The organism is Bacterioplanoides sp. (genome assembly GCF_965226395.1).
GTDB lineage: Bacteria > Pseudomonadota > Gammaproteobacteria > Pseudomonadales > Oceanobacteraceae > Bacterioplanoides.
On the sequence record NZ_OZ245358.1, the window covers coordinates 1,483,249 to 1,498,512 of the forward strand.

The 15,264-nt window shown below is 43.0% G+C and carries 8 protein-coding genes; 2 read left to right on the forward strand and 6 right to left on the reverse strand.

Annotation, left to right across the window (positions count from 1 at the left end):
• Window positions 1-5: 5 nt before the first annotated feature.
• From ACO05E_RS06715 to ACO05E_RS06740, 6 genes are all read right to left on the reverse strand, one after another.
• Window positions 6-353: a hypothetical protein gene (locus ACO05E_RS06715; protein ID WP_419812210.1), complete on the reverse strand. Its 348-nt coding sequence runs from the start codon at window positions 351-353 to the stop codon at window positions 6-8.
• On the reverse strand, window positions 353-2,743 hold the full coding sequence (locus ACO05E_RS06720; protein WP_419812211.1) for an RHS repeat-associated core domain-containing protein: 2,391 nt from the start codon (window positions 2,741-2,743) through the stop codon (window positions 353-355). The genes ACO05E_RS06715 and ACO05E_RS06720 overlap by 1 nt, the downstream gene beginning before the upstream one ends.
• A 35-nt stretch (window positions 2,744-2,778) precedes the next feature.
• A complete protein-coding gene (locus ACO05E_RS06725; RefSeq protein ID WP_419812212.1) occupies window positions 2,779-3,099 on the reverse strand; it encodes a hypothetical protein in 321 nt (106 codons plus the stop codon).
• 6 nt (window positions 3,100-3,105) lie between these two features.
• On the reverse strand, window positions 3,106-10,764 hold the full coding sequence (locus ACO05E_RS06730) for an RHS repeat-associated core domain-containing protein (protein ID WP_419812213.1): 7,659 nt from the start codon (window positions 10,762-10,764) through the stop codon (window positions 3,106-3,108).
• Between the two features lie 290 nt (window positions 10,765-11,054).
• Window positions 11,055-11,462 (reverse strand): MAPEG family protein, encoded by a 408-nt coding sequence (locus tag ACO05E_RS06735; RefSeq protein WP_419812214.1) that lies wholly within the window; start codon window positions 11,460-11,462, stop codon window positions 11,055-11,057.
• Window positions 11,463-11,503: 41 nt separating this feature from the next.
• Window positions 11,504-12,877 (reverse strand): MATE family efflux transporter, encoded by a 1,374-nt coding sequence (locus ACO05E_RS06740; RefSeq protein WP_419812215.1) that lies wholly within the window; start codon window positions 12,875-12,877, stop codon window positions 11,504-11,506.
• Between the two features lie 226 nt (window positions 12,878-13,103).
• Between ACO05E_RS06740 and ACO05E_RS06745 the strand changes: the two genes are divergently transcribed.
• Window positions 13,104-13,868, forward strand: a complete 765-nt coding sequence (locus ACO05E_RS06745) for a DUF481 domain-containing protein (protein ID WP_419812216.1) — start codon at window positions 13,104-13,106, stop codon at window positions 13,866-13,868.
• A 121-nt stretch (window positions 13,869-13,989) separates the two neighbouring features.
• On the forward strand, window positions 13,990-15,198 hold the full coding sequence (locus ACO05E_RS06750; RefSeq protein ID WP_419812217.1) for an acetyl-CoA C-acetyltransferase: 1,209 nt from the start codon (window positions 13,990-13,992) through the stop codon (window positions 15,196-15,198).
• Window positions 15,199-15,264: the final 66 nt, after the last annotated feature.

Here is a 15,264-nt window from a genome sequence, read left to right on the forward strand (position 1 = left end):
AGTCTTCATTTATGGTTATTCTTACTCAATGCTTTTATCAACAAAAACAGAAGCATTGAAATTATTACAATGACTAAAAATATCCACTCCCCAAAATACTGAACCAGGTCACCACCCATAACTATGGAAACCACTTGGAGAAATATGAGCAGGCCTACTGCTAAGAACAACGCCTTAAATAAGTGTCCATCACCTACTTTCCTCCCTGACAATTTGCCAGAAAAAATAATAGGAAGTATCAGCAAGGACAGTCCAAAATGTAAGTTCGACAAGTAGCCACCATCATCTTCTAGCCATATACTTGAAATCAAGTAAAGCAGAAAAGCTAAAAACGCTAGCAGATGTACTCTCATCAGTACACCTTACAAGAGTTATCTGAATCCAATCCCAAATGCAACATTGAAGACCTTTTTTCATATTTAACACTCAAGACTGTCGAAGTTCCTTTCGAGTAAGTAGCACCAACATCCCAACCAAACACTATTTGGCCATGGCCTACCGCACCCGCATCCCCCATATTAATCGCAAAAGCCCCATAGCCGGCATTCCCAACAGACCAGGAAACCTGAGCGGCATCATAGCTTCCATCAAATATATTAGGGTTTATATAATTTAAGGGCTCTCTAAATGTAATTTCTGAATATGTTCCACCAATATCTGCCCCCAATCCAACTGCCGGGCCAACAGCATGAACCACCACAGTAGCCCTTTGATTATTAACCCATTCTGATGTCAGCTCATATCGAGTATAAGCAGCCCCAATAGGCGCTGTTGCGCCAACATTAGTAGCCGTTCCATTCCACTCTAGCAGACCTAAATGATCTACTTTACTTATTGGGTTTCCACTCACATACCCAAACGTATTTACCCCACCTAACAACCCAATTGGATCACTCTGAATATAACGGCCAAGACTTGGATCGTAATCCTGGAAGTAGTTCTGATAATAACCCGTTTCATCATCCGCATACTGCCCTGGGAACTGCAGCGATAAATCAATACCGGTAACAGCCACTACCGATTCACCAAACGGCAAACGGTTGGCACGCCAGACAACCACGCCTTTTGCATCGGTCATCAGTTGCGGTGTCCCTAAATGATCGTTATGGATATAGACCATCTGGCCAGCCGGATTATTGTCATAGTCCACCATGGCCACCCGTTCATCGCCAACATAAAGGTATTCTTTCAGTGCCAGACCATTTACATCCGTTTCAGCAATCAGTTGCTTCTGCTGGTTGTAATGGAAGTGAGTAGTGACTTTTGCACCATCCGCTTGCGTGGTCACTTTGCTGACGCGCTGGCCTAAGGCATTGTAGGTATATACAGCATCTAGCTTACCCGCTTCAGACACCTGCTGCAGGCGGTTATTGGCACCATATATTAATGCACGATTATCATCAGCGGCCTGCTGATCATTCACGATATTGCCCACGGCATCGTAATTTAATACGCGATATTCAGTGTTAGCACCCTGATGTTTGGCAACGGAGGTTAATCGGTTGCTGTTATGTGAATATTCATACGCTTCTGTCAGAGAAGTATCAGTATCTTTATTACGGATACGACGAGATAAACGGTTGCCCACTTCATCGTATTGGTACTCAACAAAACCATACGAACCATCGGCGCTGATCAGACGATAAAGATTGTCATAAGCATAATTCTGATTGCGTGAATCATTCAGGCCATCGTTAATTGCTGTGATATTGCCGGAATCATCGTAGATATAGCTTACATCGTAGTAGCCGGAACCAAAGCTGTTGGAATCGTTTGCAGCATTACCCACTTTAATACTATCGATACGGTAATCCTGATCACGCTGAATATTCAGCTGAACACCATTGTGATAGTCCATTTGTGCAACCGGACCAAACGGCGTGTAATCTAAATTACCAACAATCGTTTTCATCTCGCCGTGTTTAGCACGGCTACTCAGTGCAACAATACGCCCCTGAATATCGTTCTGATATTCAACATAGCGACCACTTGGGTAACGGGTGCCCATCAAGTTACCAGCAGAATTGTAGATATTCTCCGTTGAATACCGGGTGTCACCAATCACATATTGCTGTTGAGTTACCTGGCCACGCTGGTTGTAGTGATAATCCGTTGAGCCACTCGAATCGACGACCTGAGTTAACCGGCCAACGCTATGCCCTGCATTAGCAACCTGATCGTAGTGATAAAGGATATCCTCGTCATTGGCAGCCGGATAATGGATGTGCAACATGCGGCCCAATACGTCGTAACGGTATTGAGTTTCCACACCTCGTGCATCCGATTTTGCAATCACATGACCAGCTTCATTGTATTCAAAACGAGTTTCACCGGTATCCGGGCTGATTTGCGCCACTTTGTCGCCAAAGCCGTTATAACGATATTGAGTGGTTAAGCCACGCTGATCAGTAACCGATACCAGTTTACCCTGAGCGTTGTAAGCTTGTTCGATCACACCATCATTAGCATCCGTCGTGGCAATTAATCGATTTAATGCATCAAAGGCGAAACCGGTTTTATTATTCATCGCATCGGTCAGACCAGTACGATTACCATTTTTATCGTATTGATAGTGGCTTGTCTGACCATTAGCACCAATATGACTTAATAAACGGCTCAGCTCATCGTAAACACGACGCTGATTGCGAACCAGCTCACCCGAAGCACTGTAGGTCGACTCAGCAATACGATTGCCTTCAAGGTCGAGGGTATATTCAATGCGTTCACCCTGACTGTTACGCATTGCGGTCAGACGACATCCATAATAGGTAATAACAACTAATTCATCCTTATAATTAGAGAAGCTATAATTTCTCCATTGCCCACTGCAAGGTATCCTTCACGCCCACGAAATTTTTTCCATGTTTCTTTAGAAGATAAAAAATATACGTAACATTCAGCTTTTTTGCTTAAAAAGCTATCCAATCTACTTTTAAAAATAGGCGATGCCACCTTATAAAGTTTCCATAATTCATTTGAATTTTCCAAAAATTTTATTTCCACATCATTTTTAAATTGTTTTTTTATATCTTCTTCAGAAACACAAGAAAAACTACAACCACAAAAAAGCACCAACATTAAGAATATAAAAATTTTCATATTAAATTACCGAATAGCATTATGATCCAATTCTCGTGGAGATTCTGAAAAATATTTACCCATGAAATTATTCGTAGCTTCGATTGCTGCGTTTTCATAGGGCCCCGGGTTTAAAGCATATTTTATCCCAACAGAGTTTTGAGTTGAATGGAATGCTTCGTGGTAAATGATTCGCTCAGGGCTAAAGTTTGACCAAGATGCTTCTTCCAAAGCATCAAAATATGCATCCCCGTTTAAATTATCAATAATATCAAGCTGTGCATCTGTTGGTACTGTGCTGTATTGCACTTTTAAATCTTGAACTTGTATGCGAATTTTACCAGATACAGGATTGTATTCACTAGCCTCTAAAGAATCATCGAATTCTAATTCAAACCCGCCATGTGCAGATTCAAGCTCTTGGAATTCTTTGTATTGGCGTAGATTTTCTAGAGCAGATCGAAATTTATCTCTTGCACCAGATGAACTTGCGCTACTAGCAGAACCACCATGCAACTGCATTCTAGATTTCAAAGATGAAGACACAGCAACACTAAACGCCGCAAACGCTGCACCGTTTTCAAACTTACCACCCGATACTTTTGAAGCCGTTCCTCCAACAATAACCGCTTTGGTTAACTGTCCACCAAACGAGCTCGGCTGCCCAGCCACCGCTGAACCAGCAAAGTTTACCAAAGCTCCCTTACCAGCCTGGCGGAAACCATCACCAAACTGACCACCTTGCAATACTGAGCGTACACCGCCAGCAACCGCAGCAGCACCGGCGCTGATAGCAGCTTGGGCGACGGGGTTCATACCAGAAGCATAACCAGCAGCACCTCCCGTAATAGCACCTGCAACAGCCCCTGTAACCGCACCTTTTAATGTACCTGTTTGGGCATAACCTGAAGCTGCGCCCAATAACGCACCGTAATACCAGGTTGCACAAGCCGGACCACAAAAAACAGATACAGCAATAATCGCCAGGGTTGTACGATTATCATCAATCCAGGCTCCAGCCTGATTAATTCTGTCACCAGCATAGCTAACTGCGCGTTTAAAGGCGTTGCGAACTTTCTTAAAGAAATACCCACTTGGGTCGGTATAACTTAACGGGTTATTTAATACATAGCTGTAGCGATTGGTACTGAGCGCTGAAGACGGACTTTGAATATATGGGTCAGCACTTAAGAACAGACCCAGGATTGGATCATACACCCGGCCATTCATATGAATCAGACCAACCTGATCCAGCATTTCATGGCCAGTGAAACCTCGATTTGTGGTGGCATCCGTTGCTTGCAATAAATCGTTTAATACAACAACTGGCGAGATAGAGCCGTGTGTATTCAGATTTAATACCGGACGGCGTTTGCCATACACATCAAAACTGAAGCGTTCCAACACATTACCGGTAGCGTCTGACACTGCAACTACACTACCGATATGATCTTTATGCAGATATTTAATGCCTTGATTTTCTCCAGCAGTAATCTCAACGGCTACCCCTGCAATCATACGCTTGTAATAACTACTACCATCAGCTTCGGTAATATGTTCAACCGAGCCAATATAACGAGTCGTTTTTTTCAGGGTACCATTCTCATAATCGCGTCTGATGGTACGGTTTTGACCTGGGCCATAATCAAATTCAATAGTCTGCGCATCTTGTGTAATACGGGTAGGCTTATCAAAGTAGCTATATTCAACCGTACGAATATCCTGCAACGGCGACGATGCACTACTGCCTGAGGTTAAATCGAGCAGGTCTCTTGGCTTAAATTGTTTTGAAATTTGATTCCCGTTATTGTCGTAATTATATACTTCTGAGCCACTATTAAATAACTGTATCTTATGCAGACGGTTAGATCCTGGATGATAAACATAGCTACGGTTATCAAAACCTGATGGCCCCTTTGTACCACGATTTGTCCAGGCTAACTGCCATGGTCTGTCACGATCATATCGATTAGTATGGATATACTGATTCTTCAACCCAGAATGTAATGCTCCAATATCGGCACCAGCTGCAATACCAAAACCCTCCAGAGAGACTGAAGCAATTTGATTCAGGTTGGTGTAACCAAATATTTCTCTTGTTCCATGAATTGCATCATCACGACGTGTTAAATTCCCGAAATCATTAAAGTGATAACTGTATTGCGTTATATGACTCGAACCTTTTTGGCTGCCTTTAGTCATTAATCGACCTGTAACCGGGTCATAATGTTGGTATGTTTTTACACCATTACCCAGTGTTGCCTGAGTTACATTGCCAAATACATCCGTCGTGTTGACCCGGTAGTACTCATAAGATAATCCGCTACTACCAGAATTCGCAACGGCAGCCAAATAACCATAATTGTTATAAATATTTTGCGTCCCGGGCAAGCTTCCCAAGGCAATTGCATTCATATTTAACGAAGTGAGTTTTGCAGCGTCAAAAGATCGCTCTACGCGTCCGTACTTATCAAATTCGGTACGTTGATAATACTTTTGCTCACCCGGAATATAAGTCTCAGTACTCACATCCGTGATATAACCTTGTTGTGATGATTTATAGATCGAACTTACATAATATCCGGTTTTATAATCCTGAACTTTAGTTGTTTTACCTAATGCACCAAGCATTGGAATTTCAGTGCCTGGAATCGTGTCATAAGAATATTCAATGTCTGAAATCAGTCCTGATACGTTACCAGCGTTATAAGTTTCATACACTTTTCGGTTTTTTATCCGGCCCAGTCCATCATAAAAGGTATCTGTAACCTTTTTATTCCCTGTAACCTGACGCGTGATTTCACCCAATGCATTATATTGGTACTCCCAAGTACCTTTATCCGGGTCTTCTGTTTTGGTTTTATGTCCAACGACATTGAATTGATTAACAACCTGGATCTGACCTGATCCATCAACACCCGTTAATAAACGCTTTGCATTACCTTGTGCATCATAGAAGAATTGTGTAACTGATTTATTATTATCAGCAACAACCTTTACGGTTTCTCCTAAAGCGTTTTTCCAGGTAGTGCTATTTTGTTGGTATGTATTAGCATCATCCGATATATGTGTCTGTCGAATAGCTAGTAAATCATAAGTGTAGTTGTATGTAGTGCTACTGCCGTCAGCATGAGTAGCCACGAGCGGCCGGTTCAGCCAGTCGTATTGGGTTGTATTAGAAGTAACACCACCTGCAAAATAATTATTCTGTTTATGTGGTACAGAAGTGGCTACTTCCCGCCCTAACAAATCAAATGCTGTATCAACATGCGCCCAGCTACCATCAAACTGACGTTTAGAAGAGCGTACTGTTTGTCCCATCACATCAGAATATTGACGTGTATCAGGGGCAGTTGTGTTGTTAACTTCTACATAAGAGTAAGCAATAGGTGGGCAATTTGAACCACCACAAAAACGATAATTCGTTGTACTTAATACTCCAGCAACATCATCAGAACGCCTGATCTCCCGGCCCAATGCGTCATATTCTAATGTTAATTTTTTTGCGCCATTTAAATTATCGCCCAACGTCACTGGCGTATAAACATACTGAGGCAAGCCCAGAGCATTGTACGATTCGTACTTTTTAACTAAACGTATAGCTTCGTTATTACCATTGATTAAATAACTGTATTCCCCTGATGGATAAATGCCTTCCAAGTAAGTGACCGAGGTTTTTCGTTTAAAGTAGTTTTTACTTGTTGCCGGAATACTCTCATGAGACGTCACTACTTTAGACTTTTGATTACCATAAGTATCATAATCATAAGTTGTTTTTACTGTAAATTCTGGCTTATCGGGTTCGATTATTGAAGTTTTCAACAAGCCGTTATTGTAGTAATCAAAGCTACTGGTTCGGGTAATATCTTCTGTTCCATTACGCTTGTGCACAACTGTTGTTTTAGTTATACGCCCAAGGTGCCATTTCACATAATCATTATCTGTGTATTCATTTGTCGTACGAGTTTGATAATGGCTATTAAATTGAGAGCTTGCAGGCCTGTTATTTTTAACACTTTCAGACGTCCAGCCTGATCCAGCAAGTTCCATCGTACCTACATTGATGACTCTTGGGTCAGCAGAAAAGTTACCATTACTCGCAGCGGTATAATAATCTGTAAATGTTCTGCTGGCATAAGTTCCCTGACCATCTTCAGGACGGAAATTAAATTCAGAGTTTCCAGAGCTATAAGGGAAGTAGCTATTTGCATACTTTGTATCACGATTCCCGATTACAACAGCATGAGATTCAATACGATTAACAGAGCAACTTAATAAATTTTCAAATACGCTATCTTTTATCGTCTTACCCGAGCCTGAAGGTTTTCCAGACGTTCTAAAGTGGCGACTACATGCAGTTGGTTGCCACCAGTTATAGCTCGTTTTAATTGATTTAGCATTTAATGATTGTGCAGTTTGCAGATTAGATGAAGACGCACTATTTTTTTGTATACGCTGCAGGTTTATTTGCCCGATAATTTCGGTAAACCCTAAATCACCATGCAAGGCTTCACTGCTATAACGTATCTTAGATGTTGCATAAGGCATCCCTGTATATGGGAATTCCTGAGCATATTCGGTAGTAGTTACAACGCCAGAACTATGATCAATGGTGCTCAGTACTCTAAACCCTAAAGAACCGCGTCCTCCCGCTTGTACTTTTAAACCTTCGTAACGATATGAAACGGTAATTTCATCAAAGTTCACACCAGATGAACCGGAGAATATTGGAGCACCGCTACTGACTTGTGACACCACTTTTTGCGGCCCGGTGATATGAGAAACAGTAGACTGACCTGAAAAAGCACTAACATCATCATTATAAGTGTGGTGATATACTGAATCTTCCCGGGCATTTAACGACTTATAAGCAGTTTTATTAGATACACCAGAAGATCTCATTTCGACAATCTGAGAATAAGAAACTACTTCACCCTTTAACGATTTATCCCAACTATCAACACGATGGGCATAGGTAACTGAGCTTTTCTTATCATTAAACACAGTAAAATCTGAGATACCATCACCCGTCATATCAGAGATAACAATACTGATTTTATCATTATGCTTTGGTAAAAACGCAGGCGCATCAGTCATCTCAAGAGAATAACCACTAGAAATCAAAAGTTTATAATTATTACTATTGTCGACAACTAAGAGATCTGTTTTTCCATCCATATTAAAATCCAGCGGTTGAGCCTTATCAGCTTTCCACCCGCCAGGGATTGAAATTTTATTTGTAAACCCCTTTCCTGTATTGATGTATAAAGCGCCAGGAAAAATAAGATCAGCCAAACCATCGGCATTAATATCAAAAATATTAATTTTATCCAAGTTAGCTTGTGACGAGTTAAATGGAAGCGGGTATCGACTACCATCAAACAATTCTATGCGCGGTTCACGAATATTTTTATGATGATATTTATATCTATCCTGGTAACCATCACCATTAAAATCTGAGAGTCTTAAAGTAATATGACCATCAATATGGGAGTAATCTATTTCTTTAACATCACCTACTGGATAGTTACCTGAAACTAGGTACTTATCACTATCATCAAATGAAAATAAAGAAAAGTATTTTTGATGCTTATCTTTTCGATAGTTATATGTAAAAACAAAATCATTGACACCATCATTATCAACATCAACAACTCTGATATCCCCTTCTAATCGATCATATTTATAATTTATTGTTTTTAAATGAAACTGTTTAAATTTAATCTCATTGCCATCTACACCTGTCTGATTGACATACAATTTCACATAATTACGAGAGAGAGTAATTAAGTCACTTTTTCCATCTGAGTTAACATCAACGACTGCGGCATTTTGGCTAATATGATAATTAAAATAATTGGAGCCATCAATCAACACCTCAGAACGTACATAGCGGTCACCATTGTCAGTATTTTTCCCGTGCAGGTAAAAGCTCGTATCATTGGCTCCATTAAAAAATAAAAAGTCCTGGAAACCATCACCATCAAAATCACCTGTGAGCTTCTTTTTAATCTCTTGATCTGGTGCGTTATGCCAAGATCCACCCGGGACATAATATTCAAATAATCGAGATTCTCTTCGATAGCTATTTAAATAATAGTTTGATCCGGCAACATCATTCCATTTGAATTGAATTGGTTCCTTACACAACATCGAACCATTTAGCTTGCCACACTCCTGAATATATTCTAAGCGAGAGAATTTATTCGACTGATCATGTCCGTACTCCATATGGTAGCGTTTGATGTTTTCATTTTTATTCCAGACTTGTATTTCAGACAAACGCTTATTACGAGTAAATTTGACTCCAGAAAAATATGCCTCTGAAGAATCAGCTCGTCTATTATAAACAAACTGAATCTTTGCTCTTCCATAACGAATATAGTCCACTAACGTTTTATCATCGGCAAGATAATGATATGTAATATAATTTCCTACATTATCGCTGATTCGGGTTAATTGCCATGCACCCAGAATTTTTTCCTGATTACCACCCAAGCCATTACTTTCACCCTGCCACGAATATTGCCATGTTGTGCCATCTTTTCTTTTAACAGTAAAAGAAGATGCTTTTGTATTGTAATCTCTACCAACAATACCGGCTCGGTTAAATGTAATTTTTGATGAACTACTGATTTCTGTTCTGAATTCATTAGGATATCCAGGAACGGCAATGAGTTTCGAACCGTCTAAACAAAAGGTCTGCCAGTCTGACAGGTTTTTCATATCTGGCCTGGAGGTATAACCCTCTGTTTCAATGGTTGTACCACACTTGATGATCACACTACCAGCTGCCAGGTTCCAGCCTATACCCGCAACGCCATTACCTGCAGAGCCGCTATTGTAAGTCAAAGTAACATCAGGACGAATGCCACCTGGGCCTGCTGGCGCATCTACATTCAATGCATAAGTAGCAGCGCCATTCTCCGCAACCCGAAAATCAATATTAGTGCTTCCCGGTGTCAAACTACCATTATTAGGTTTAACCGCCCGAGGTAAATAAGAATAATCTAGAGCCCCTTTATTAGCTGTTTCAACAACACCGTCTTGCCCGATATATAATATCCGCTCTTCTTGCCCAGGAGGTTGAATAGCAATATCGGTAATACCATCCTGATTATAATCTCTAACATTGATATTAACTGCTTGAGCGTTAGCATCAAAGCCACCGAATCTCTGATAAAAATCGACACGCTCAATATTTCGCGAGCTATTTTTATGACCAAACACAATAAAACTGGATTCAACCAAATAACTAGTAAAACCTGTTTTGCTGAAATACAGTAAATCATTAGCTCCATCACCATTGAAGTCACCCTCATATTGATCATAGTAAGAGCCCGCATTCACTTCACTTCCGGAGTTTAAAGCATTAACAGGAGGGCGAATATCAACCCGATCAAACTTCAGATGAATATTACCTGTAAAATCCTGACTATATTTAAGAATAGGTGTTATTGTTTCATCTATATCATCATATACAATAGGAGTTATCACATCCCCGGATAAGAGGACAATTTTTTGCTTAGGTGCGAATCGATATTGAATATTGGCTTGTAAACGATAGTCAAAAGAAGTCGTTTCCGACTTTCGGTATATATCAAAAGAATCTTTTGCAAGATCTACAGCAGCCAATGCTTGTATACAAAAAACAGATAAAACAAAGAATGCAAGTAATTTTCTCATGATATTCCCTATATGAAATTTCAAACCGCGCGATTCTATCTAAAACCCCTAGGTATTAAAAGTTATTTTTGACAGCCTCATCTACAAACAAGACAAGTTACAACAAGTAGTTAATCAACATGTAGCCACGGGAACATTCTTCGAACTTATTATTTTTAACTCTACAAGGAATAATCTACGGCACCAAACTGGTAATAAAGACTCTTTTACTGCTTTAAATCTGCGTTCTAAACAACCTGATTCAGACTTGCAACTCTGTTAACACCTGATATTAGAAGGCTCTAAAATAACTACAGAGACAACATCAGCATCCGAATCATAATCGCCAGATACAACAGCCAGCAAAGTACGTTACCCAGAATCCGATTCAGTGGAATTTCTTTGTGGGTTTGCTGCATACCAATGGCGTGTAATACACGGGACGTTAACAGCACGGCACCAGCACCGTGTAATAAGGTTTGATTTTCACCGAGCAGAGCAAGAAAGAGTAAGCCTAATAAAATACTGGGCACATATTCGGTATTGTTCCCATGCGCTCGTATCGCCCGCTCCAGCTTTTCATTACCTGCTGCGATTCCAAGGTAAATATTTTCCTGTGAGCGCGTCCGATAAGTATTAACCGCTAAGGCAAACATCCAGGCAAAATTCAGGGCAGCCCAAACAGCCACCACTTTAAGCGCTTCCATATTTTCGGGCATATATTCCTCCTGACAGTCGTTTATTATTTTACGGGCTACGCTCAGCGCTGAATATCTTCAAACGAGAAGTTCCAGAAGCCAATTTTGATCTGATTATTTTTCGCAACCTGATAGGTAAAGCGCCAGACCAGCAAACCAATAATGAGATTACCTAAGGCCGCTCCGATTAATAATCCACTATAACCGGCCAGATAGGAGCCTAAAAAAGCGCCAGGTACATAAAAAATAAACAAACGAATCGCATTTAACACCATCGAGTTACTGGTTTTTTGCAACGAGTTTAAAGCCGAATTCACACATAACACCACGCCCATGCCGAAGTAGCCGATTGGCAACCAGCGCACAAATTCAACAATGGTTTGTTGTACTGCCGGTTCGTCTGAAAATAATGCCGCCAGCCAATAAGCGCTGATCCAGAATGTCACCACAATGGCACCCTGTAACAGCAATAAGAATTTAAAGCTGCTCAACAAGGCCTGAAAAATCCGCTCATCCTGATGAGCACCATGGTTTTGAGCAACAAAGGTTGGCAGGGTTGAGGTCAGCGCCAGAATGACAATTAGAGCAAAAGGTTCAAGGCGCATACCCACACCAAACCCGGCAACGGCTTCTTCACCCAACGGAGCAACCATAATCAGCAGGATGGCACCGGCTACCGGCACCATCATATTGGTCACCATGGCCGGAATACCCAGCGCCATCATACGACGCCATAACTGCTGCACCTGCGCCCAGCTCATACCATGACGGCTTAAAAAGCCCGACTGACGCTGGCGCGTTAGAATAACCGCCAACACAATCACCCAGCATAAGGTACTGGCTAGCGCCGCACCGCCCACTCCTAATGCCGGAACCGGCCCCCAACCAAAAATTAACACGGGGTCCAGTAGCGCGTTCAGTACCGCAGCCACCAGCATCATCTGCGACGGCAGTTTGGTATTACCCGTGGCTCGCATTGAGCTGTTTTGCACCATCATCAGCAACATCACAACGGAGCCTGGCCACCACCACACCATAAAATTCCAGATTTCTGGCAGTAACTCTTCTGACGCGCCTAACAGCCGGAACAAATAATCATTAATCAGTAAGCCAATAATGCTGATCACCAAACCCAGCACCGCACTCAGCATCAACGCCGCCATCGCCGCCCGTTTGGCGTGCAGGTCGTCGCCGGCGCCAAACGACTTGGCAATCAGGGCCGATGCCGCAATGCCCAAACCAATCGCCAGATTCATCACCAGCATTGTCACCGGCAGCGCAAAGCCAACCGCCGCCAGTGAGGTGGTTCCCAGCAGAGAAATAAAATAGGTATCCACCAGCTGAAAAAAGAACACCGCCATGATGCCAATCACCATTGGCTTAGTCAGCTGGTACAGCACCTGATTAACCGGTGCTGCCAGAATCGCTTCTCTCACAAAAACAATCTCATTTTTAATATCAACAGACGAACTTACTTTAACGTACTTAGCGCGGATAAACAGAGGCGCTTTATGCCAGTCAGCGAACAATTTGTTGCCATAATTCTTTATTGTAAAACCTTGTTCAACGATCTCCACAGCCCTTGCCCAGACAGCCTTCTGTCGTTAGGCTGCCGTCATTCGCGACTTCTAATTACAACAATGATCAATCAACGGACTGCTTATGCGTACCCCTGCTTTTTATAACCTGATCTTTTTCTCCAGCATACTGGCTAGTACAGCTGCTCAGGCCCAGGTTCAGGCCCCACTTCAGCCTCAGGATCAAGCTCAAACCGAAGAAACAGCCTCAGCCTGGTCGGGTGCGGCGGAGCTGGGCTTTATTGATACTTCAGGCAATACCGACACCCAGAGCACCAATGCGGCTTTTGAACTGTTCCATAAAGGCGAAAGCTGGGATCAGTATCTCAAACTGGATGCCCTGACCAGTAAAGAAGATGAGGAGACCTCAAAAGAAAAGTACAACGCGGAAATCGGCTTTGACCGTAACTTCAGCGAACGCTCTTATCTGGCCCTCACCGCCACCCACGAGCGTGATCGTTTCAGTGGTTTTGAATACGAGACGGTGGTATCCGCTGGTTATGGTTATCGTCTGATCCAGCAAGAACGTATGAATCTGGCACTGGAAGCCGCACCCGGTTATCGGCGCGATAAATTAAAAGACACGCAGAAAATCAACGAAGACTTTATTGCCCGCTTCGACGTCAAGTACGATTGGCTGATCCGCGATGGTGTTTCTTTTATTGAAGAGTTCACCGCTGAGATTGGTGATGATAACTCGACCTACCGTTCGGAGACCGGCTTAAAAAGCCAGATTGTCGGCGCATTAGCCACTAAGATTACCTACAAGCTGAAATACGTCGAAGAAGTTCCGGACGAAAACGAAAATATCGACCGGGAACTGGGCATCACGCTTGTCTATAGTTTCTGAGGTTAGAAACGATTGGTGGAAAAGTGTTGTTAAGAAACCATTTCAGAATAATCGCTTCTGACATGACTAGCCCGATAATTAGCAAACCAACGATTAGTAACCCAACTATCCGGAGTAAAACATGACTGATGCTGTTCTTAATGACGCTGTTCCTAATGATGTGGTTATTGTTGCCGCCACCCGTACTGCCATTGGTTCGTTTGGAGGCTCACTGGCGAGCGTCGCAGCCAGTGACTTAGGTGCAACCGTGATCCAATCCCTGCTGCAGAAAACAGCGGTCGCACCCGAGCAGGTTGATGAAGTCCTGATGGGGCAGGTACTGACAGCAGCCTGCGGTCAGAATCCGGCACGTCAGGCTTCTATCAAAGGTGGCTTACCCGATACCACCCCAGCCATGACCATTAACAAGGTGTGTGGCTCCGGCTTAAAAGCGCTGCATTTGGGGGCACAAGCCATCCGTTGTGGCGACGCTGACCTTATTATTGCCGGCGGTCAGGAGTCCATGTCTAACGCGGCACATGCCCTGCCGGGTTCCCGTAATGGCCAACGCATGGGCAACTGGAACATGGTCGATACCATGATCAGCGACGGCTTATGGGATGCCTTTAACGACTACCATATGGGCATCACCGCTGAAAACATTGCCGATACCTACAATATCGAGCGTGCCGAGCAGGATGCCTTTGCCGCGGCTTCTCAGGAAAAAGCGCTGGCGGCGATTGCAGCCGGAAAATTTAAAGACGAGATCACTCCGGTTGTGATTCCACAGCGTCGTGGTGACGATCTGGTGTTTGATACCGATGAGAATCCGCGTGCCGGTATCAGCGAAGAAAAGCTGGCTGGTATGCGCGCCGCCTTCAAAAAAGACGGCACGGTGACCGCAGGCAATGCCTCCTCATTAAATGATGGCGCTGCAGCAGTGATGCTAGCCAGCCGCGCTAAAGCCGAAGCGCTGGGACTGCCCGTTCTGGCAACCATCAAGGCATACGCCAATGCCGGGGTGAACCCTGAAATTATGGGCACCGGCCCGATTCCAGCCACCAAAAAGTGTCTGCAAAAAGCCGGCTGGCAAATTTCTGATCTGGACCTGATTGAAGCGAATGAAGCGTTTGCCGTACAAGCGCTATCCGTCAATAAAGGTTTGGAATTGGACGCCAGTAAGGTGAATGTGAATGGTGGTGCAATTGCCTTGGGCCACCCGATTGGAGCATCCGGCTGCCGTATTCTGGTAACGCTGCTGCACGAAATGATGCGTCAGGATGCTAAAAAAGGTCTGGCAACCTTATGCATCGGCGGCGGCATGGGCGTCTCGCTGGCAATTGAGCGTTAATAGGCTCTGGTAATAACAATACAAACTAAAAAACGCGCCATGGGCGCGTTTTTTAGTTTCTTCGAT

Excerpts from the sequence above, each read along its gene's own strand:
- ACO05E_RS06715 (WP_419812210.1), bottom strand. The coding sequence starts at position 353 with ATGAGAGTACATCTGCTAGCGTTTTTAGCTTTTCTGCTTTACTTGATT.
- ACO05E_RS06720 (WP_419812211.1), bottom strand. The coding sequence starts at position 2,743 with ATGCGTAACAGTCAGGGTGAACGCATTGAATATACCCTCGACCTTGAA.
- ACO05E_RS06725 (WP_419812212.1), bottom strand. The coding sequence starts at position 3,099 with ATGAAAATTTTTATATTCTTAATGTTGGTGCTTTTTTGTGGTTGTAGT.
- ACO05E_RS06730 (WP_419812213.1), bottom strand. The coding sequence starts at position 10,764 with ATGAGAAAATTACTTGCATTCTTTGTTTTATCTGTTTTTTGTATACAA.
- ACO05E_RS06735 (WP_419812214.1), bottom strand. The coding sequence starts at position 11,462 with ATGCCCGAAAATATGGAAGCGCTTAAAGTGGTGGCTGTTTGGGCTGCC.
- ACO05E_RS06745 (WP_419812216.1), top strand. The coding sequence starts at position 13,104 with ATGCGTACCCCTGCTTTTTATAACCTGATCTTTTTCTCCAGCATACTG.
- ACO05E_RS06750 (WP_419812217.1), top strand. The coding sequence starts at position 13,990 with ATGACTGATGCTGTTCTTAATGACGCTGTTCCTAATGATGTGGTTATT.